Annotated in this window: 15 protein-coding genes; 11 read left to right on the forward strand and 4 right to left on the reverse strand. The window is 62.7% G+C overall.

The window, feature by feature from the left end:
- Positions 1 to 13 precede the first annotated feature (13 nt).
- On the reverse strand, positions 14 to 298 hold the full coding sequence (locus tag AC3E6W_RS07720; RefSeq protein WP_049342976.1) for a pyrophosphorylase: 285 nt from the start codon (positions 296 to 298) through the stop codon (positions 14 to 16).
- A gap of 300 nt (positions 299 to 598) precedes the next feature.
- Between AC3E6W_RS07720 and AC3E6W_RS07725 the strand changes: the two genes are divergently transcribed.
- Entirely contained in the window at positions 599 to 1,033 is a 435-nt protein-coding gene (locus AC3E6W_RS07725) for a DUF4190 domain-containing protein (protein WP_490652776.1), read from the forward strand.
- Positions 1,034 to 1,275: 242 nt separating this feature from the next.
- Here the strand turns inward: AC3E6W_RS07725 and AC3E6W_RS07730 are convergent, their stop codons facing one another.
- The gene (locus AC3E6W_RS07730; protein ID WP_490652777.1) at positions 1,276 to 4,266 is read right to left on the reverse strand and encodes a choice-of-anchor M domain-containing protein; all 2,991 of its coding nucleotides are present in this window, start codon (positions 4,264 to 4,266) and stop codon (positions 1,276 to 1,278) included.
- Positions 4,267 to 4,540: 274 nt separating this feature from the next.
- On the opposite strand from AC3E6W_RS07730, the gene AC3E6W_RS07735 reads away from it, so the two are divergent.
- The 6 genes from AC3E6W_RS07735 to AC3E6W_RS07760 all read left to right on the forward strand — a co-directional run bounded on the left by AC3E6W_RS07735 (position 4,541) and on the right by AC3E6W_RS07760 (position 12,762).
- On the forward strand, positions 4,541 to 6,874 hold the full coding sequence (locus tag AC3E6W_RS07735; protein WP_490652778.1) for a TIGR03773 family transporter-associated surface protein: 2,334 nt from the start codon (positions 4,541 to 4,543) through the stop codon (positions 6,872 to 6,874).
- Positions 6,861 to 8,603, forward strand: coding sequence for an anchored repeat ABC transporter, substrate-binding protein (locus tag AC3E6W_RS07740; RefSeq protein ID WP_490652779.1), 1,743 nt, complete (start codon positions 6,861 to 6,863; stop codon positions 8,601 to 8,603). The genes AC3E6W_RS07735 and AC3E6W_RS07740 overlap by 14 nt, the downstream gene beginning before the upstream one ends.
- 93 nt (positions 8,604 to 8,696) lie before the next feature.
- Complete coding sequence (locus AC3E6W_RS07745) at positions 8,697 to 9,764, forward strand: TIGR03773 family transporter-associated surface protein (RefSeq protein WP_490652780.1); 1,068 nt, start codon at positions 8,697 to 8,699, stop codon at positions 9,762 to 9,764.
- Entirely contained in the window at positions 9,761 to 10,636 is an 876-nt protein-coding gene (locus tag AC3E6W_RS07750) for a metal ABC transporter ATP-binding protein (RefSeq protein WP_490652781.1), read from the forward strand. The genes AC3E6W_RS07745 and AC3E6W_RS07750 overlap by 4 nt, the downstream gene beginning before the upstream one ends.
- Entirely contained in the window at positions 10,633 to 11,505 is an 873-nt protein-coding gene (locus AC3E6W_RS07755) for an anchored repeat-type ABC transporter permease subunit (RefSeq protein ID WP_490652782.1), read from the forward strand. Before AC3E6W_RS07750 ends, AC3E6W_RS07755 begins: the two co-directional genes overlap by 4 nt.
- A gap of 183 nt (positions 11,506 to 11,688) precedes the next feature.
- Positions 11,689 to 12,762: an alcohol dehydrogenase catalytic domain-containing protein gene (locus tag AC3E6W_RS07760; RefSeq protein ID WP_070483207.1), complete on the forward strand. Its 1,074-nt coding sequence runs from the start codon at positions 11,689 to 11,691 to the stop codon at positions 12,760 to 12,762.
- Between the two features lie 406 nt (positions 12,763 to 13,168).
- Here AC3E6W_RS07760 and AC3E6W_RS07765 read toward each other — a convergent pair whose 3' ends face one another.
- Entirely contained in the window at positions 13,169 to 14,470 is a 1,302-nt protein-coding gene (locus tag AC3E6W_RS07765) for a CoA-disulfide reductase (protein ID WP_490652783.1), read from the reverse strand.
- A gap of 265 nt (positions 14,471 to 14,735) precedes the next feature.
- Positions 14,736 to 16,301, reverse strand: a complete 1,566-nt coding sequence (locus tag AC3E6W_RS07770) for an MFS transporter (RefSeq protein WP_490652784.1) — start codon at positions 16,299 to 16,301, stop codon at positions 14,736 to 14,738.
- Between the two features lie 200 nt (positions 16,302 to 16,501).
- Here AC3E6W_RS07770 and AC3E6W_RS07775 point away from each other — a divergent pair, with 200 nt between their 5' ends.
- The 4 genes from AC3E6W_RS07775 to AC3E6W_RS07790 all read left to right on the forward strand — a co-directional run bounded on the left by AC3E6W_RS07775 (position 16,502) and on the right by AC3E6W_RS07790 (position 20,968).
- Positions 16,502 to 17,086 carry a TetR/AcrR family transcriptional regulator gene (locus AC3E6W_RS07775; protein ID WP_490652785.1) on the forward strand — a complete coding sequence of 195 codons (585 nt, stop codon included), beginning with the start codon at positions 16,502 to 16,504 and terminating at the stop codon, positions 17,084 to 17,086.
- Between the two features lie 102 nt (positions 17,087 to 17,188).
- A complete protein-coding gene (locus AC3E6W_RS07780; RefSeq protein WP_294647988.1) occupies positions 17,189 to 17,509 on the forward strand; it encodes a putative quinol monooxygenase in 321 nt (106 codons plus the stop codon).
- Positions 17,510 to 17,757: 248 nt separating this feature from the next.
- Positions 17,758 to 18,570, forward strand: coding sequence for an NUDIX hydrolase (locus AC3E6W_RS07785; RefSeq protein WP_049342966.1), 813 nt, complete (start codon positions 17,758 to 17,760; stop codon positions 18,568 to 18,570).
- Between the two features lie 574 nt (positions 18,571 to 19,144).
- Positions 19,145 to 20,968, forward strand: coding sequence for an ATP-binding cassette domain-containing protein (locus AC3E6W_RS07790; protein ID WP_490652786.1), 1,824 nt, complete (start codon positions 19,145 to 19,147; stop codon positions 20,966 to 20,968).
- The last annotated feature ends 128 nt before the right edge of the window (positions 20,969 to 21,096 follow it).

Genomic DNA, 21,096 nt, shown 5'->3' on the forward strand with positions numbered 1-21,096 from the left:
CACCAGGGGAGGCTTAGGCGCCGCCACCTGCCTGGAAAATATCGGTAGAAATCTGGTTGAGCTGCTCACGCAGGTCGGTCAGTTCCTGAGTCAGGTTACGCAGGGTGTTTTCTACGCCGGGCCAGGTATCATTACGGAAACGCTCAGCCAGGGGGCCGTCCCAGTTGTTGGGGTCCTTCAGCTGGTTACCCTGCTGGTTGAGGTTATTAATCTCGTTCTGCAGGCCGCCGTTGATGATGTTCTGCAGAGCAGTAATAGCATCCTTGGCTGCCTGCGATGAGAGTACGCGATCAGACACGGTGATCCTCTTTCGTCGATGAATTGCCGGAAGATGTGCATTAGACACGCGAATATCAAATACGCACCTTTAGTGCTTCGCACCACTTTGAACACTACACCATCTCATATAAAAAAGCGCCCACAACATCCCCTGCAGGAAAAATTTCCAACAGTGGATACCGCATCTTAGTAGATAGACAAACTTGTTCCCATCTCGCCAAGAACCTTCCTTGTGTACGGTATGCTGTGAGATATATGCCACTCCACTGGAGGGCACACATTCATGCAACTCGTAACCACATACGAAATGAGGACTTTCATGTCTGAGAACACCCAGCAGGTACCCGCCGCGCAGCCCGCATACGGCGCACCCGCCGAAGCACCGAAGAAGAAGTGGGCGGCAGTAACCGCGCTGGTCCTGGGCATTATCTCCGCACTGACCGGCATCTTTGTTATTGGTTCGTTCCTAACCATCCCGACCATTGTTTTCGCGGTGATTGCTCTGGTCATGGTCAAGAATGGCACCGGCAAGGGTAAGGGCATGGCGATTACCGCTCTCGTGCTGGTTCTGGTGGCGTACATCGCCACGTTTGCCTTCTTCCAGATTCGTGCGGCGAACCTTGAAAAGTCTAACCGAGAGGCCCGCGAGGTTATCCAGAAGTGCGAGAACCACGAGCCTGGCTATTCCATCACCGAAAAGGACGGCAAGCGCTACTGCAACGCCGGTGGTTGGGTCTACGAGATGGATAAGTAAACCGGTCCGCTTGGTTTAGTAACCGACTCTATGTGATGGGGGCGTTCGTGCGTGCGGCAGTCGCCGTGCCTGCGAGCGCCCCTCAACCGTATCTTCCGTGAGCGTTATGTATCTGGACCGTTCGGATAAATCCTGGAGCCCCAAAGCGCAGAGAACCGGGCACAGGAAAGCCCCCGCGGCCGAGAGTCATCCTCTCAGCCGCGGGGGCTTTATCGTATCAGCGTGTCCTCACGCGGCGAGCGCTAAGAAGCGCGGCGGCGGGAACGCAGCACCATCACAGTACCCGCACCCAACACCAGCGCACCGCCCACAGCCACAGACACCGCGCCAAAACCAGTACGCGCCAGGCCGCCCTGCTGGGAGCTAGCGCCACCCGACGCAGCAGACACACCAGACTGACCCAGGGAGCCGCCACCGGTACCACCACCGGAAATACCACCCGGGTACACGCCGCCAGCAGAACCATCAGCCGAACCGTCAGAGGAGCCCTGCGCGTTCACGCCACCGGCGGCGCCAGCCTGACCGGACTGACCACCCTGCGCGGCACCAGACTGCGCGGAGCCGGGCTGGTTAGCACCAGCGGTACCGCCCGGGGTTGCCGAATCCACACGGCGCACACCACTAAAGTCGTCCTTAGCCGCGTTCGGGTCCTTCGGCACGGCAGTCTCAAACGAGCACGCATCCGACGCCTTCTTACCCACAGCAACCGCAAGCTGCTGCACCGGGCTGTTCACCTCAGTACCATCAGCCAGGGTCGCAGAATAGTGCACGTCAAACATGTACTGGCCGGGCTCAGAGAACACCCAGTTCGCGTGCGCGTGCGTCGCGTAATCAATGTCGATCGTGGTCTTGCCGGTCGTCGAATCCAGCAGCACATCCGCACCGTTCAGCGACTCAGTGAACATGCCGAAGCGCGCACCCTCAGGCATGACCTTCGGCACTACGTGCAGGCGCACCGGACCGCGCAGCTGCGAGTAGTCGATGTCCTGCGTGTTGTAGCCGGGCCAGGGCAGGCCGCTCTGCTGGGTCTGCGGCAGGCCGTAGAAGGCGGTGCCGACCGGGCCCATGAAGTTCAGCTTCTCATCAGCCATACGTTCGGTGCGCACACGGCGGGCGTTCTCGCTGACCGTCCACACGACCGAATCGAGCGGGCGCACGGTCGAATCAGCGTCAATGATGCCGCTGTCGTCGCGCAGACCCACGGACAGCTGGCGGTCCTTCAGGGTCGCCTGAATGTCCAGGTGGCCCTTCGAAATCTTGGCGCGGCCGTCAATCTGGCCGGGCACGCACTGGTGACCCGGGGTTCCGGGAGTGGACGGCTGAGCAGAGGGCGCGGGGCTGGACGGCTCCGGGTTTGCGGGCGCGGGGCTACTCGGTGCCGGAGTGGAGGGCGCCGGAGCAGGCACGCTCGGTTCTGCGGAGGCGGTCGGCACCGCAGGCACGGTCGGAACCTCACTCGGCGAGGTCGTGGGAGCCGTGCTCGGCTCAGCGGTCGGCGCCTCGCTGGGAGCCTCGCTCGGCTCAGCAGAAGGCTCGGCAGAGGGCGCAACGGTAGGCTCAGCGCTCGGCGACGGATCCACCGGAGCAGGCTTCGGCGCATCGCTAATGGGTGCGCTATCGGGAGCCAGCGCACCGTGCGCGGTGTACTTGGTGCCCGGCTCGTAGTTCGCCGCAACCTCAGTGGTGGAGGCGGAAGCGTTCATATCCGGGTGGGTCAGCATCTTCACGCGCAGCGCCGTGCCCTTGTAGAACGACTCGTCACGGAAGGTAAAGCGCGCCACGCCATCCTCAACGGAGCCTTCCAGGTCGAGGTACGGGTAGACCGGGTCATCCTGGGCGTAGAAGCCGCCACGCATGAAGCCGCGCACCTTCGGGTCCTTGAAGCGGACCTCAACGGTGCTGAAGCCGTTGCCGTTCGGGGTGACGGTTACGTCGTAGTCCATGCTGGTCGGCGTGTACTGCTGGGTGCTGAGTACGGTGTTCGCCTGATCCGGGATTTCTTCGGGCCAGGAGCCGTTACCGTCGTCGCTGTACACGCTCTCAGCCTTGCCGGGCTCGTAGGTGAGCTTGTGCGAGATCCAGCGGGACGCCTCCGCGCTGTTCGCGTCGGAAGTGTCGGGGGTGAAGACCGCCTGCAGCTGGGAGCCTTCGCTACCGAGCATTTCAGACCAGGTGGCGGTACCGTTCACGACCGGCAGGTCGGTCAGGAAGTAGCCATTGTTGTACAGGGTCAGGGTGCCCTTGAGGTTCTTGTTCGCGGCGGTGAAGGTGATGTCGCTGAGCTTGTCGTCGGCGTCCTTGTTCTTAGCCGGGTCAGCGTCCAGACGGTGCGGTGCCACGGACAGCACGTACTTTGCGGCGTCCAGGTCACCGACGGGTGCCGCGTTGTAGCGGTCAACGGTGGGCACGGCGGTGGGGGTGCCGTCACCGAGCACGGGCTGCATGCCGCCAACCTGCCAGACCAGCTTCGACGGCTTGGAGCTGATGATGCGGCCGTCGGTGGAGCGCGCCACGGTGCGGTAGGTGACCACATAGCGGCCGGGGCGGGTGAAGGTCGTGGTGTTGTGGGTGTGGCTACCCTTGTCGAGCAGCCAGGAGTGCCAGCCGGTGGAGCTGCTGGAGAGCATGCGGTACACGTCAGCGGGGGCGTCGTCCGGGTTGTAGCGGAAGAGCTCCATACGGCCGGGGCCCTCAACGGAGAGAATGTCGGTAGCGAACACGCCGTCACGGAAACGCTCAGTGGGCACCTTCGTGGAGGCACCCAGGCCAGCCCAGATGGGGTCCTGGTTGCCGTAGGTCAGGTGCGGTGCCATGTAGAGGGTCTGGCCGGGTTCGCCGAGGAACGCCAGGGAGGGCGAGTCGCCCAGGGTCATGGTGTACTGCGACTTGCCGTCCCTGGTGCTGTAGCCCTTGCCGACCCAGTTGACGGTCTTGTCCAGTTCGTAGGTGTCTGCACCGGTCTTGTAGGGGTTCGCCTCGTTCATGAGGACGAAGGTGCCGTTCTGCTCGTCCCAGTATGCCTTGGGGGCGTCAACGTGGCCCTTGGTGGTGACGATTTTGCCGTCGTCGGGGCCTGCTGCGGCGGGCAGAGAGGGGGCTGCGCCGGCGAGCGCGAGCAGCGCTGCGGCGGAGAGGAATGCGGCTGCGCGGCGGAGGGCGGGCTTGCCGCCGGGGACGAAGAGTGCGGGGGTGTGTGTGATGACCCGTCGTTGGGTCTGCTTCTGAGAGCTCATGATAACCTTTCTCATTTTTCTATTTCTTAGCGTAGCGCTTTTGCAAATAATTGTCATTCAGAACCTAACTGAGTATAGTGATTCTCAGAAACACGTGTGCGCCGAGGCGCGCCCAAAAACGCACACCACGTACATCCACAAAGAGAAAAACACGGCAGAGCGCACCCCGAACCCAAGAGGGAAACCGGCAACAGGCCGCCGGACCCAGCACCGGGCAAGCCCCGAAAACATCGGGTAGCGCGCCAGCCAACGAGCAGTCATCCAAGGAGCCACCATGCAAGGACGCACCAAACCCCTGAGCCTAATCAGCGCAACCACCCTCGGATGTACCCTCGCACTCGGGGCATCCCTCGCCCTGCCCCAGGTCGGCACCTTCACCGCCGCACAGGCACAGGAAAACCAGACCGGCACCCAGGCAGGTACCGAGTCGCGCGGTTACGTCAGCTACGAAGGTGACTACGTCATCGCGGGCGTACACACCGAAATGCTCAACGCCTTCCTCGACGGCAACCAGTTCACCCTCGGCACCCTCGCAGACACCGCCCCCGGCCAGCAGGGACGATTCAACCCCGCCCGCACCGTCTTCCACCTGCCCGATGTCGAGGACGCACACACCAAGGTCGTAGCAGGCTACGACTACATTGCCCCCGAAGGCACCGACATCTTCTACATTCCCTCCACCCGCACCCGCGGCCTGCTCTACCCCGGCCTCGGTGCGGAAGGAATCCGCCCCGGCGCGCTCAAGGACAACACCATCAACCTTGAACTCGTGCGCAGCAGCGTACCCGAAGGCGGCCGCGCTGAAGTCTTCACCGAATCCGGTCGCGACAACCCGCGCGTCTTCAGCACCAACGACCAGCTCGCACCGCACACCATCACCGCTGGCGGCCACGAGCACCTCAGTTGGGCATTCACCCGCGCCGGCATCTACCAGCTGACGTTCCGCGCCACCGCAACCCTTGCCGACGGCACCCCGGTCAGTTCCGAGGCGACCTACACCATCGCCGTGGGCACTAACGCTGAGGACGGCTTCAAGCTCCTGAACGCGCAGAACGCCGCAAAGGAAGCGACCAAGGACGCCACGAGCGAGGCAACCACTACCCCCGAGGCGACCTCCACCGCTACCGAGAGCGCCACCAGCAGCCCCAGTGCATCTACCTCCGCAAGTGCCGAGGCGAGTGCTTCTGCTGAGGCGAGTGCATCCACCGGTATTCGCCGCGTGGATGGATCCGTGAACGGTCAGAACGCCGCGCAGGTGACCGACCCGAACGGCGCAAAGTCTGCCACAAACGGCGAGCAGGCATCCCAGGGTGGATCCGGTGTAACCGCTATCAGCGGCACCGACAACACCAATAACGGCTCCGACAAGGGCGAAAGCAAGGACGGCAACAAGAGCGGCAACTCCCCCAGCGCGAAGGGATCCAGTGTGAAGGGCTCCAACGCCCAGAACGTCAGCGCACCCAGCAATAGCGGTAACGGCGGCGGCATCCTCTCCTCCGGCCTGCCCGGCAGCCTGAACCAGCAGTGCATCGCCACCGAGGTCCCCGCCGAAGACACCAAGGATTCCAAGGACGCTCAGAAGGACAGCAAGCAGAGCAACCAGGCAGCCCAGGCGCCGACCGGCATCCCCACCCTCGCCGTGGTTAACGCTGCCGAGCACAGCGGCCGTGAAGAAGTCACCCACGGGCACTTCGACGTGGGCCCCGTGCTCAACGGCGGCAACCTCACCAGCAGCGTGAAGGACGACCGCACCAGCCCCGCCCGCCACGTCTCCCCCGGCGCCCTCGAGTTCGTACTCAACGACGCCGCAAAGCTCAACCTGCCCGCGGGCATGGAAGACATCGCCCCGGCGGGCACCCCCGTGCACATGATTGGTGCAACCCAGCAGCAGGGCGTACCCTGGCTCGGCTGGAGCACCCAGGACCCCGAACTGCTCAAGCAGCTCGACGGCCCCGTCACCATGAGCCTCAACGGTTTTGAGGGCCCCGGCACCATGTCCACCTTCCTCTCCGGCAACTTCGGTTCCGCCGGTCAGAAGGTCTTCGATTCGCGTAGCGGCGGCTCCTTCCAGGTGCCCGCAAACACCCACCAGCACAGCAACTGGGTCTTCACTGCCGAGGGTCGCTACACCGTGACCATCGGCTGGACTGCGCGCCTGAAGAACGGTCAGCAGGTCAGCAGCGAATCGGTTCTGCACTTCACCGTCGGCAACCCCGATAACGCCCCGGCCAGCGATAACGTGCAGGGTGCGGCAGGCACCAAGCAGGACGGCGGCAACGCTAACGGCGCTAACGGCGCCAACAACGGCGGCGAGAAGAGCACCGCCAAGAACCCGCTCAACGGCACCGTGGACGAAGCCACCGGTATCGTCACCAAGCCCGACGGATCCAAGGTGCGCATCGTCGGTAAGACCGCCTCCGGCGAGGATTGCGCCTTGACCAGCCAGGAGCTCGCCACCGCCCAGAAGGCGGCCGCGGCGGGTAAGCTGCCGAACACCGGTGTGGTCATCGACCCGTTCATGGTCAGCACCTCGGTTCTCGCTCTGGCGCTGGGCGCCATGATTCTGCGTTCGGCACGCCGGAAGGGACGCCGCGGTGGCACCGCATAGCGGGCATACCGCCGGCGAGGGTTCGCACGCCTATACGCGACGCGCCGCCCTCACCCTCGCCTCCCGTGCCGCGGCGGGTGCAGGTGCCCTCGCGCTGAGCGGATGCGCCACCACCATCAATGCCTCCTCCGACCGGATGCACGTGGTCGCCACGACCCCGATTCTGGCGGATTTGGCGCAGCAGATTGCTGGCGACCGCGCCAGCGTGCACTCCCTCGTGCCCGCCGGTGCCGACCCGCACTCGTACGAGCCGAGCCTGCGCGATATCCGCGATGTCGCCTACGCCCGTTGCGCCCTGACGAACGGCCTGCTGCTGGAGCAGCGTAAGCTCACCAAGATGGTTGAGGCGAACCTGCCCGCAGGCGTTGTGTCCGTGGCGGTTGCGGAGAAGATCGAGCAGTACGGCGGCAAGCTCGAAGCCATTGTTGAGGATGCCTCCCTGGACTCCATCTGGCTGGGTTTGCGCGTTGAGGAGGGCGGGCAGAACGAGTCCGCCCCCGCCGACTCTTCGGAGGCCGGCATGCGTTTTGAGGTGCAGAGCGTGCGGGCGCACACCGCCACCGATTCCTCGAATGCGCAGCTGGCGGCGTTCATTACGCAGACCTTCGGCGCGGTGGAGATGCTGTGCGATTCGCATGCGCGCGGCGTGAACCTCACCCGCGAGGGGGACACCGCAATCCGTACCGGAGATATGGGTTCGCTGGAGCTTCCGTTGCAGGCGCATACGCACCTATCCTGGGCGTTTAGCGACGCCGGCGAGTACGCCATTGAGCTGAGTGCCACCGCGGTCAAGGCCCCGGAGTCCGTGCATTCTTCGCGCGGCACCCTGTACTGCGCGGTCGGTCGCGACCCGCAACAGTTGGTGGACCGCCTGGCGAAGGAACAGAACGTTTCTGCCGCCGAGATTAAGGTTCTTTCCGCAGGTCACGCCGATATTACGGCGCGCACCGGCGACGGCAGGCTCGTGCTCCGCGCGGATTCCTCCCAGGGTGCCGTCGAGTACGAGCTGAACCGCACCGTGGTCGCGGTCCCCTCCCGCACCCTGCAGGAGGTGCCCGCCGGCGGTAGCTACCGTTTCCTGCGGTCGGGTGCTTCGGAGCATCGCGGCCAGGTGTATCTGCTGGCGCAGGCCGTTCTGGGCAAGCACGTGCACGGCGAAATCGACCCGCACATTTGGCATTCGGTGCCGAACGCGAAGGCGAGCGTGCAGGTCATTCGTGACGCGCTTACCTCCGCCGATCCGGCGGGTGCGAGCGAGTACGCGACCCGCACCGAGCAGGTCGTCAAGGAGCTTGACACCTTGGACGCTCAGCTGCGCCAGGTCTACGGGGGCCTGCCGGAGTCGGCACGCAACCTAGTCACCACGCACGACGGCTACCGCTACCTGGCGAGCACCTACGGGTTGCACATTGCAGGTTTTGTGAGCGCCAGCGCCAGCGGCGAGCCGAGTATTCAGCAGCGTCAGCGCCTGCGTCGCACGGTCGAGGATTTGAAGGTCCCGGCGATTTACCTGGATAAGTCCACGGCGATGCGTTCGCCGGTTCTCACGGAGCTGGCTCGGGAGGCGCAGGTGCGTACCGGGGTGCTCTATTCGGACACCCTGGATGCCCAGGCCCCCCACTACGCGCAGATGATGCTGGCGAATGCTCACACGATTGCGCTGTGCTCTGGGGCTAGTTCTGGCGGCGATTCTTCGGGCGCTAGCTGCTCGGAGGCAAGCACCTCATAACCCGACTCTAAGCTACCCACAAGCTCATATAGCCATATCAGCATATAGATAATCTTTCACACACCGTTTCGGTCATGATCCAAGGAAGTCCTCATGATGAACTCAACCACCCCCTCCCGCTCCTCACGTAGCCGCGCGCTGCCCGCCCTGGCTCTGGGCGCCAGCCTCATGCTCGCGCCCCTGGGTGTGGCACACGCGGAGACCACCCCGGCAACCGCTGAGAGCGCCTCGACTCAGCCGAGCGACAGCAACCTCAGCCGCGGCGAGCGCGCCCTCACCCAGACCCTGTCTGCGGAGCAGCCGGTCGCATCCGGCCGCATCGAAATCTCCGCCGGCCACGTGGACATGGGTCCTCGTTTCAACAACGGCAAGTTTGAGCTCATGCTCCACGACGACCACGGCGAAACCCCCGTCTGGCGCAGCCTGGACGAGGTCATCTACCGCGGCAGCGATAAGGCCATCCTGGAGGTGCCGAACGACCCGCGCTATTCCTTCGTGGGTGCGCCCGCCGGTTCGAAGGTGTACGTGATTCCGCAGACCGAAACCAAGGGCGTCATCTGGCCGGGTTGGAACACCCAGGATCCGCAGCTGGTGTCCAAGCTGAATCGCGGCGTGAACCTGACCCTGGAGCAGGTGAGCGGCCCCGGCACGTTCAGCCTGTACCTGGAGAACGGCAACTTCTCGGCGCCGCAGGTGCTGTGGTCCTCGACCAAGAGTGAGCCGCAGAAGCTGTGGGTTGAGAAGAACACTCACACCCACGCGAACTGGGTATTCACCGCCCCGGGCGAGTACCTGCTGAAGGTCACCGCGAGCGCCGAGCTCTCTGACGGTTCGACCGTGTCCGATACCCGCTACCTGAAGTTTGCGGTGGGTGACTCCGCGAGCGCCGATACCCTATACGCGATGGAGGCGCAGGCGCGCGGTTCTTCGAACTCCGCTTCTTCTGCTTCTCAGGCATCCGGTACTCAGGCGTCCGGTTCTTCTTCTGCCGCCGCGGCGAGCGACCAGAGCGGTTTCCGTGCCGAGTTCACGATTTCCTGGAGTCCTATTGTCGCTGGCATCGTGGTCGTGGTGGGCGTGGGCGCGTTCATCGCCTCCCGCCGCCGCCGCTCCTCCGCTCAGCGTGAGGCACTGGATGAAGTGCGCGGTGACCGTTCGTGAGCGCGTCGGTAACAGCGGGTACTGAGCCCGTCCTCGAAATTTCAAACCTGTACGCGGGCTACGCGCGCCGCTCCATCCTCAAGGATCTGTCCCTGACCCTGGAGCGCGGCGAGTTTGCGGGTCTGATTGGCGCCAACGGTGCCGGTAAGACCACGCTGCTGCGCACCATTTTGGGCCTGATTCGCCCCGCCTCCGGGCAGGTTAGGGTGCTGGGTGAGTCGCCCCGCGCGGCGCGTGCGCACATCGGTTACGTGCCGCAGAAGCACCAGTTCCAGTGGGATTTTCCGCTGACCGTCAAGGATACGGTGATGACCGGCCGCGTGCGTGAGATTGGGTTCTTCCGCCGCCCGGCGAAGAAGGATTGGGTGCAGGTCTTTTCGGCGATGGAGCGTACCGATGTTCTGCACCTGCAGGATGCTTCCATTGCGGAGCTTTCCGGTGGTCAGCGCCAGAGGGTTCTTTTGGCGCGCGCCCTGGCGGCCGGCCCCTCCCTGCTGCTGCTGGACGAGCCGTTCACGGGCGTGGATGCACCCACCCAGACCACGCTGACCCGCCTGTACCGCGAGCTGGCGGACGAGGGCATCACGATTCTGATGTCCACGCACGACATGCTGGCGGCGCGCGAATCCTGTTCGCGCCTGTGCGGCGTGCGCGGCAATATTCACCTGGACGGTCCGGCGGCCTCCTTCAGCCTGGATCAGTTGCACACGTGGCTGCACGGCCACGACATTGAGGAGGCGCAGGGCCACGCCCGCACGGGCTTCACCTGTGCCGGTGGTGCGTTGGATGAGTACGGCCACGAACTGCCGGATTCCTGCGCTTCTTCCCCCGCCCACGCTGATACTGCTACTTCTACCGGGGGTTCCCGTTGATTACTCCTCTCGATTTTCTGGCCGATCTGTTCAACCCGTCCCTGGCGTTCCTTCCGCGCGCCCTGGCTGCGGTGCTGCTGGCCTCGGTGGTGACGGGTGTGGTGGGCTGCCACGTGATGATGCGCGGCATGGTCTTCATTGGCGATGCGGTGGCGCACTCGGTGTTCCCGGGCCTTGCGGTGGCGTTCGTGCTGGGCGGCAACCTGATGGTGGGCGGCCTGACCGCGGGCGTGGTGACGGCTATTCTGGTGGCTATTTTTAGCCAGAATCAGCGGTTGCGCGAGGATTCGGTCATCGGTATTTTCTTCGCCGCCTCTTTTGCGTTGGGTATTGTGATTATTTCCTTGGCGCCGGGCTATTCGGGGTCGGTGCAGGATTTCTTGTTCGGCTCGATTGTGGGTGTTTCGAATGAGGACATCACCAACGCCGCAATCATGGGCGCCGTGATTCTGCTGGTGCTGTGGCTGTTCCACCGGCAGATTGTGACGGTCAGCCTGGACCGCGAGAGTGCCCGCGCGATGGGCCTGCCGGTGCTCGCCCTGGACATTGTGCTGTACGTTCTGGTGACCATTTCCGTGGTGCTGGGCCTACAGACCCTCGGTAACGTGCTGGTGCTGGCGCTTCTGGTGATTCCCGCGTCGGCAGCGCGCCTGGCCTGTCGTCGACTGGGGTCGATGATGGTGTTCTCGCCGGTATTCGGCGGTATCTGCTCGATTGTCGGCCTATACCTGTCCTGGGCGTTTAACCTGCCGACCGGTGGCACGATTGTGCTGTCGATGGTGGCGACTTTTGTGCTGGTCTGGGCGGTGACGGCGGTTCGTTCGCGAGCGCGCGCCCAGCTCAAGCAGAGCTCGGAGGCAGCGGCTTAAGCCTTCAAGAGGCCCCATGCTTAAGCCTTAAGAACCAAAGAGAACACTCCGTGTAATAAAGACGCTTAATTTAACACTCCCTGTTTAATGAAAGTACAACCTATCAAACACTTCTTATAGGTTGATATCGGCAGTGATAACGTCATCGCTACCCCTTACATGAACTTCAACGGAGGAGTCAGCATGAAAGCGTATGTTTACCACGGCCCCGACCAGAAGGGCGCCTGGGAGGAAGTCCCGAACCCCACCATCCTCGAGCCCACGGACGTCATCGCACGCGTGGACACCACCACCATCTGCGGTACCGACCTGCACATCCTCAAGGGCGACTGCCCCGAGGTGGAGCACGGGCGCATCCTCGGCCACGAGGCTGTCGGCACCATCACCGAGGTGGGCTCCGCGGTAACCGATTTGAAGGTCGGCGACCGCATCATCATTCCCGCCGTGACCAGCTGCGGTAAGTGCTCCTATTGCAAGGCGAACCAGCCTTCGCACTGCCAGACCGTCGGCGGCGTTGGCTGGATTTTTGGCTACATGATTGACGGTACGCAGGCCGAGTACGTGCGTGTTCCCTACGCAGAGACCTCGGTCCACCTGGTTCCGGAGGGTCTGACCGATGAGGACGTCCTCTTCCTCACCGACGCACTGCCCACCGGCTTTGAGATGGGTATTCTCAACGGCAACACCAAGCCCGGCGATACCGTCGCCGTGATTGGTGCGGGCCCGGTGGGCCTGGGCGCGATTATGACCGCTAACCTCTGCGGTGCCGGTCGCGTCATCACCGTCGACTTCGACGAGAACCGCATGGACAAGGCCCTGGAGCTGGGTGCCACCGATAAGGTCAACGCGGCCGACCCGGACTTCATCGAGAAGATTAAGGCCCTCTCCCCCGACGGCCTGGGCGTAGACGTCGCTATCGAGGCCGTGGGCGTTCCGCAGACCTTCGAGACCTGCACCAAGATTGTTCGCCCCTACGGCAACATCGCGAACGCCGGCGTGCACGGCAAGCCCGTTGAGTTGCCGCTGAACACCATGTGGATTTCTAACGTGAACATCAACATGGGCCTGGTCAACTGCAACACCGTGGGCAACCTGCTGAACATGGTTCGCTCCGGCCGCCTGAACGCCAAGGCCATGGCGACGCACCATTTCTCCTTCGACCAGTTCGAGGAGGCCTACGACGTCTTCGGGCACGCGACCGAGCACAACGCGGTCAAGGTTGTTATCGCTCGCGAGGACGCCCCCACGTCTCGATAGGCACGCATACCGTCAAGGTCCCGGAACTCCTGTGTTGAGTGTGGGGTTCCGGTGGGATGGTTCATGACACCGTGAACGTCCCTCGATGCGCCCCCGGGTGAGAAAGGGTAGGACTCACCCGGGGAGCGGATCCCCCGTCCGCGGTAGCGGACGGCTCGAAAGACGTGATGCGCCCGCCGGCTACCCGGCGAGATGGCCGGTACGATGCACGACGAGCGCATCGATAGGCTCTTCTGGAACGCGCGGTACCTCCGATTTCGCGCGTCCCCGAAGAGAATAAAGAAAAGGGTCGTACGCTTACGGTTCAACGGCGAACTCGTAGGCTGCGACCCTTTTCTCATGCCCGGATTCCGGCACTGCGGGGATTTTCTGTGCCCCGGGGTTTTTCTGTGTTCCGGGCGGCTATTTAGTTTTTGGGCTTCTCAGCGCCGGGTTCCTCACTGGCGGCATCGTGCGGGATGCGGGTGAACGCCTCCGTGGGGTCGTCTGCCCCGGATACGGCAACTGCTGCGGCGGAGGGTTCGGTGGCACTTCCAGTGACGGGCTCGGTGGGTGCATCAGCCGGATCCTCGGCAGGCGCTTCAACGGGCACCTCCGCAACGATGGGCTCCTCCGAGGCGGGTACCTCCGGAGCCTTCTGCGCATCCTCCTGCTTATCCTGAGCCGGAGTCTCTACGGGCTGCCCAGAAACACCCTGCTCAGTAGCTACCGGCTCACCGTGCGCGGAATCCTTCTGCTCATCCTTGTGCGCGTCCTTATGTTCGAGCGTGTAGATGATGCGCGGTTCCAGACGCTCGAAGCCAATCTTGGAGCGCACCCAGTTCACCATCCGGTCGATACGGTCCTCACCCTCGGTAGTTTCAACAATCCGGTAGTTACGCGGCAACATCACGCTATCACTGAGCACGCGCGGGTACTCGTCGATCTCCTGGATACCCGCCATGTACATATTTTCGCGGAACTGGTGGGCGAACTCCTGCTGGCCAAGGAACAGCTGGTCGGCGTAGGTTTTAGCCGCCAGGCGCTCGCTGTAGGCGTGGGCCGAGTCGCGGGAGTTCTTCTTGGACCCGTAAATATCCCAGAAGTAGAAGTACACGTTGTTCGCGATAATGGCCGAGATGATGCGGTTCTGCAGGATGACGAGGGCACCCACGGCGGCCGCGCCCAGGATGAGGAGTATCACGGCCAGCGGGGAGAGCGCAAAGTCAGACAGGTCACCACGGTGGTTCGTGAAGAGGCCAATCAGGTAGGCGATGGTGACCACGATGATGGGCACGCCGATGAAAATCACGGCCAGCGGAACCCAAATGTACAGCAGGGCACGCAGAATCAGGCGGTAGTAGCTAATTGAGTCGCCCATCTGGATGGGGGTGGGCTTGACCGAGGAGTGGGCGCGCTTCATGAGCAGGCTAAAGATACGGTTGCTATCGATGCCGACCTTACGCAGCTTCGATTCTAGGGAGGCGCGCTTGAGGAAGACCCGGTAATTCTCCAGGACGACGCGCTGATCGGAGGTCAGCTCATCGGCGGGCGGCAGGGCGCTAATTTCCATGCCGGCTTCGGTGAGGAGCTTGCTCCACAGTTCCAGTCGCGCCAGCTCGGAGGGCTTTGCCGCCGCCTGCGCCTGATAGTTCTTATAGGAGATGAAGATGGTGCTGGCACCGATCAGCAGGGTGATGAAGGGTGCAATCCAGTCTTTGAGTCCCATTCCGGCCTTTCTCGTTGAACGCGTGTACCGGGGTTTCGGTCGCCCCGGGTTCCGCGCGCACGCGGCCCGGGCGTTGCCTCGGGTGCAATATCTTCCGGATTCTACCGTACCACCCGCACCTGTGACCGGCTGTGCGCGGGCTAGAAAATCCGCATGACGGGTCGCCGGTTCGCGCGGCACCTCCGGGTAACGCAACGCCGCCCGCGCCGGCTTCCGAAGAAGGCCGGGGCGGGCGGCGGACCCATGACGAACGGGGGGGGCGATATTAGTGCTCTGCGGGCTTCATTTCGCGCGGTGCCTTGCGGATCATGAGGTAACTGATAACAGCCATAACACCCATGAGCACGGCGCTGAACGCGGAGCTCAGCACCACGCCGGAGTCGAAGGCGGCAAATGCGGAGGAGAGCAGCTGATTTGCCTGCTCGCCACCCACCTGGCTTGCGACCGTCACGGCACCGCCGAGGGTTTCGTGGGCGTTATCGGCGAGAGTCTCATCCAGACCGGCGGGCACGACCACGTTCGCACGGTAGACGGCGGTGAGCATACCACCGATGATGACGGCACCGAGCACCGCACCCGTCTCGTAGGAGGTCTCAGAAATCGCGGATGCCGCACCCGCCTTACGCGGCGGAACGCTGGAGAGCATCAGGTCGTTCGAGATGGTCTGAGCAATACCGATACCGGTACCGAGCACGATGAAGATCAGGATAATGACCACGTCGCTGTGCGCACCCAGGAAGGCGAGCACCGCGAACGCGGCAGCGTTGAGCGCCAGGCCGAAAGACACCACCTGCGCCGGGTGGAAGTGCACCGCCACGCGCGCAATCACCAGACCGGCGATAATGGTCGCCAGGGTGCCGGGAATCAGCAGCATACCGGCGTACATGGGCGGCAGGCCGGAGACCAACTGCAGGTGCTGGGAGGCGAAGTAGATAAAGCCAACGTCCACCGTCATGGAGATGAGGTTCGCGGTAATCGCCCCGGTGAACACGGTGTTGCGGAAGAGGCGCACATCCAGCATGGGCTGAATGTCGTTCTTCTCGCGGTTGAGCTGACGCAGCACAAACAGAACGATGAAGCACAGACCGGCAAGGATGGTGCTAATAGCCACCGCATCGAAACCGGTTTCGGAGGTGTGAGTCAGACCGAAGGTAATACCGGTCATGCCGGTCATAATCAGCAGGATGCTCAGCGGATCCACCGGGCTGGGATTCGGGTCCTTAGACTCGGGCACCATAATCGGGGCAAGAATCAGCAGAGGAATCAGAATCGGCACAGCGAGCAGGAACACCGAACCCCAGTCGAAGTGCTCCAGCAGGAAGCCACCCACAATCGGGCCCAGCGCCGCACCGGCGGAGAAGCCCGAAGCCCACACGGCAATAGCGATGCGGCGCTCGGTCGCGTCCACAAAGATATTGCGAATAATCGACAGGGTTGCCGGCATGAGCATCGCACCGAAAATACCGAGCAGGGCACGGGCAACCACGAGCATCAGTGCGGAGGGCGCGAACGCCGCGAGCGCAGAAATCGCCGCGAAGCCGGTCGAACCGATGAGCAGCAGCTTACGGCGGCCGATGCGGTCACCGATAGCGCCCATGGGCACGAGCAGGGCGGAGAGCACCAGCGGGTAGGCATCAACGATCCACAGCTGCTCCGCGGAGGAGGGGCTCAGCGCCTTAGCGATTGCGGGCACCGCGAAGGCAAGCACCGTGTTGTCGATGGAGACCAGGAGCACCGGGAGCATGAGCACGCCGAGTGCCGCCCAGCGCTTGGTCTTCTGGTCGGGGGCGTGAATGGGCAGAGCCGTGGTGTGCGGATTGTGATTCGTCATGAAGTGTTTCGTGCGTCTATAAAGTGTTGGCTGATTTGGCGGACGCGGGCGCGGCATCAGCTCGGTATGTCTTTTGGACTAGTTATTTTAGTGAGGTTTTCGGGGCTTACCCGGAGGTTTTAGGGGTCCGGGCGGGTCCATAAACGAAGATTAACTATACCAACTGGACGGTATAGTTTCAAGCGGTTAGACTGGTACCCATGACCACCCCCAACCACCGCAAACAGCGCGCCAACAACTCCCGCGAACACATCCTCGACACCTACGTCGACCTGCTGATTCGCTCGGGAGAACGCGCCGCAACCCTCGACGCCGTCGCCACCGCCGCCAAGGTCTCCAAGGGCGGACTACTCTACCATTTCTCCTCCAAGAAGGCGCTCCTTGAGGCGCTCGCAGAACGCACCCTCACCCTGGCTGAAGAGGACTTCGCGGCGATGGAGCAGGCACCCGAGGGGGCAAGCGCCTACTACATCAATTCCTCCACGCCGGATAACACCCCGTTCGACCGTGCCCTCATTGCCCTCAGCCGCCTGGCTCAGAACAATAATGAGCTCGCCCAGCAAACCCTAGCCCGTGTACAGGAGGGGTGGCACTCGCTCATTCTTGCCGAGCTCGGCGACGAACGCATCGCCCGCGCCGTGCTACTTCTGGGTGACGGAATGTACTACAACGCGGCCTTCGGGGGCGGCTCCGCCAACCCGCAGACCGCCGACATGCTCAAATCCGACCGCGCCGCACTGGAACGCGCACTGCAGGTGCTCAAGGCCACAGTGATTGCCAATTAACGACCCCCGCATGTGCGACTACCCCGATGAAAACCCGGGTACCGACAGGCACCGAGGGTTTAAACTGAAGTGATACGTCATCACCCCAACCAAGGAGTTCCCATGATTTTTATTGCCGTGAAGTTCCCCGTCAAGCCCGAATACGCTGACCAGTGGATTGAGAAGACCCGCGCCTTCACCGAGGCAACCCGCGCCGAGGAAGGCAACAAGTTCTTCGAGTGGTCCCGCAGCGTTGAGGACCCGAACGAGTTCGTTCTGCTCGAGGCTTTCAACGATGACGCCGCTGGCCCGCACGTGAACTCTGACCACTTCCAGCAGGCTCTGAAGGACATGCGCCCCATGCTGACCGCAACCCCGAAGATTGTTTCTCGCCTGGTTGACGGCGAGGGCTGGGACGCTATGGGCGAGCTGCAGATCGACTAGTCTGCACCGCTGGTATGCACCCTAGAATTGCATAGTTAGACCCTCGAGCGCCCCTCCGTACTGTTCTTGTGGACAGGCAGGAGGGGCGCTTTCGCGTGCGCCACACCTGAACTTTTTCCCCTTGACACAGCACAGATGATGCACGTTTTCTGGGTACTAGGCACCTTGCGTGCATTTTTACCCTATTAACCCCTTAAAATGAGTAGAGTATGCACACCTATCGATACCCATTCGCACAGGAGGCCTGAATGAGCATCGCATCTGAGCCTCTTCCCGGCGCAGTCGCCGTTGAAGAGCACAACGACGTGGACCACTCTTCCGTATCCCTCGCCGTTTCAACCGTTATCCTAGCCCTGCGCCCCAAGGAGAACGAGACCCACCCGACCCTGTGGCTACCGCTGGTTCGCCGCCTCCGCGAGCCCTACAAGGACCAGTGGGCGCTACCCGGCGGCCCCCTTAAGCCGACCCTCTCCCTGGAGGAGGCGGCCGGCTTTACCCTGAAGCGTGCCACCAACCTGGAGCCCGGCTACCTGGAGCAGCTCTACGCGTTCGGCGACGTTCTGCGCGCCCCCGAGGCACGCGCCGCCCGCCTGAGCGGCGCCCCGGTTCCCACCCCCGCCGCCGATCACGAGCGCGTGGTGTCCGTGGTGTACTGGGCGTCGATTCCCGCCACCGAGGTCGCGAACACCCGCGTGCACGAGAACATCCGCTGGTTCCCGGTGGATGAGCTGCCCGAGCTCGCCTTCGACCACAACGAAATCATTGAGTACGCACTCTACCGCCTACAGAACAAGGTCGAGTACTCGCGTATTGCGCACTCTTTCTTGGGTGAGGAGTTCACCCTGGCGCAGCTGCGTGAGGTGTACGAGGCAATTCTGGGCCGCACCCTGGATCCGGCGAACTTCCGCCGCCAGATTGCGGCGTCGAAGTCGATTATTGACACCGGCCGCCGCGTGGAGGGCACCCGTCACCGCCCGCCGCGCCTGTACCGTTACAACGACGCTCAGGCGTACGCGGATGCGGGCCCGCTGGGCATGTACCGTGAGCGCCACGAGGCGTAATAGCCTTTCGCGTGTTGTACGCGCGCAGATTTAATGCCTAAGATTTAATGCTTTAAAGGAGGGGTGGCACCGATTGGTGTCACCCCTCCTTTTGCGTTCTCTAAGGGGTATCGGTACTTGTCGGGCAGTTTTGTGGGAGGGTGTTTGACTCAGCACCCACACGATTCCTATGCTGGATTCATCAGCTCTCTTCCTGCACTACCCCATTGCGAGGGTAGCTACGGAGCTGAACGTATCGTTTGACCGAAGCCACCCAAGGCGCGACCGGGGTGGTATTCGGAATCTAGGAGGCATCAAAGAAATGACCCACCGAGCATAAGCCCGGACTCAGAAGAATTTTTCGCGCGCTCACGCAGCAGCTCTACGGACACGTTTCCTACGTATTCCAATCAGCGCGCACGCACCCGGGCACAGGTACATCCACCGTTACGCTCGGGTTTTTTCGCGCCTTTTTTGGGGCGATCCTCTTACCGCCACGCGCTCAGCATAGGCACCCAAACCGCCGGCACACTACTGCAACGCACCACCGTCGGAGTTTGAGAGCACCCGAGCATCCATACCTCAAGGAGCTCGTATGACACACGTACTTCAGCCGCAGGCGACCTTTCCCCGTTCCGCTTCTTCCCGCGATGCCCGCTCGCACGCCACTTCCCACGCGGCGGCGCACGTTAGTATCGCCCATCTACACTTTGCGCACCCGAGCCAACCTCCACTGTTTGTGGACCTTTCGGCGGTGTTTTCGGTACCTCTAACCGGACTCATTGGTGATAATGGTTGCGGAAAAACAACCCTTATGAGGTTGATTTTGGGTGATTTGACCCCGAGTTCCGGTTCTTTGGCGGCACCGGCACGCATGGCGTATCTACCTCAGGATTTGGGTCTGGACCGGGAGCAGACCCTCGCCGAGCTCTGCGGAATCTCCGAGATTCTGCGGGCGCTACAGGCGGTGGAATCCGGCGAGTACTCCCCCGAACTCTATGAGACCATCGGGGATAACTGGGACGTTGAGGAGCGCACCCTGGCGGCTCTTGCGACCTACGGTTTCACCCCGGCGGCACTGATTGATCGAGACAACCCGGAGGCGATTCGGGCACTCTTTGCCCGCAGCATGCGCAGTTTCTCCGGTGGCGAGGCAGTCATTGCCGCGCTTGGCTCGCTGATGATTTCTGACCCCGAGTTCATTCTGCTCGACGAGCCGACGAACAACCTGGACTCCGCGGCGAAGGCTCAGCTCTTCACCGCGTTGGAGGCGCTACCCTGCCCGGCGCTCATCATCAGCCACGACCGCGATCTTCTGGAGCGTGTAAACGTGATTGCGGAGCTTCACTCCGATCGTCAGGGGCTGGCGCATCTGCGCCTCTTCGAGGGTAACTACAGCACCTACCGGCAGGCATTGGAGACCGAGCAGCAGGCAGCTCAGCGTCGTGTGAGCGAGGCGAAGAACCGGGTGCGTTCGGCGCATCGCGAGTGGGTGCAGGCGCAGGAGATTATCTCGAAGAACATGGCACAGGTCTGGAAGGACGACCAGCCGGACACGATTCTCGACCTCGCCAAGGACGCCTCACGTCAGGCGGCGGCAAAGCTTCGAGTTCTGCGCATCGGCAAGCAGGAGCAGGCTCAGGAGGCATACCAGAACGCCCAGGATGAGGTGCGCGTGCAGGAGAAAATCTATGCCGAGCTGAGCCAGCAGCCCCTACCCGCAGGACGCAAGGTGCTGAAGCTGCACAGGGTTGATTCCCGCCGTGTTGATTCTCGGGTTTCACGTGAAACATTTGCCGTTCAGCAACCTTCTAAGGTTGATTCTCTGCATTTTTCACCCATTGAGGCTGATAGCGAGTGCAATCAGGGAACCCCGGCGGAGCACCCCGAACACCTGATTCTCAGCGGCCCCGAGCATCTGCGCATCACCGGTGCAAACGGTAGCGGCAAGACCACCCTCCTCGAGGCCATCGCCCACGCACAAGACCCGGAGTACCGCTCCCCCGTGCAGCCCGCCTACCGCGTCGACTATTGCCTCGAGGGGGCCTACATTCCCCAGCGCATCACCCTCGACCCGGAGCTCACTCTTCTGCAGTGCGTGCAGCGGGCTAACCCCGGCGTGAGCGAACAACACCTGCGTGATCAGCTGGCGCGCCTGCTCTTCCGCCGAGAGAGCGTGCACCACAAGACCGGCGAGCTCTCCGGTGGTGAGCGTTTCCGTGCCGCGGTGGCGCAGGTGCTTCTGGCCGACCCGGTGCCGCAACTTCTCATGCTGGATGAGCCGACGAATAACCTCGATATTTCCTCGGTGGACTGGCTGGTGCAGGCACTCGAAGCATACACCGGCGCGCTCATCGTGGTGAGCCATGACGAGGATTTCTGCCGCCGCATCCGCATTGACCGCACGCTGGCGTTCTAGGGTTCCACCCCTGGAGCAACATCTGAATACAACGAACGGGTGCCCGGCACCTCCGAATATTGGAGGCGCCGGGCACCCGTTTCAGTTACCTCACCGCGGCTACTTCACCGCGCTGACGAAAACTTAGA

The sequence above is a fragment of the Rothia sp. SCPM-O-B-18226 (M350) genome, from assembly GCF_058213595.1.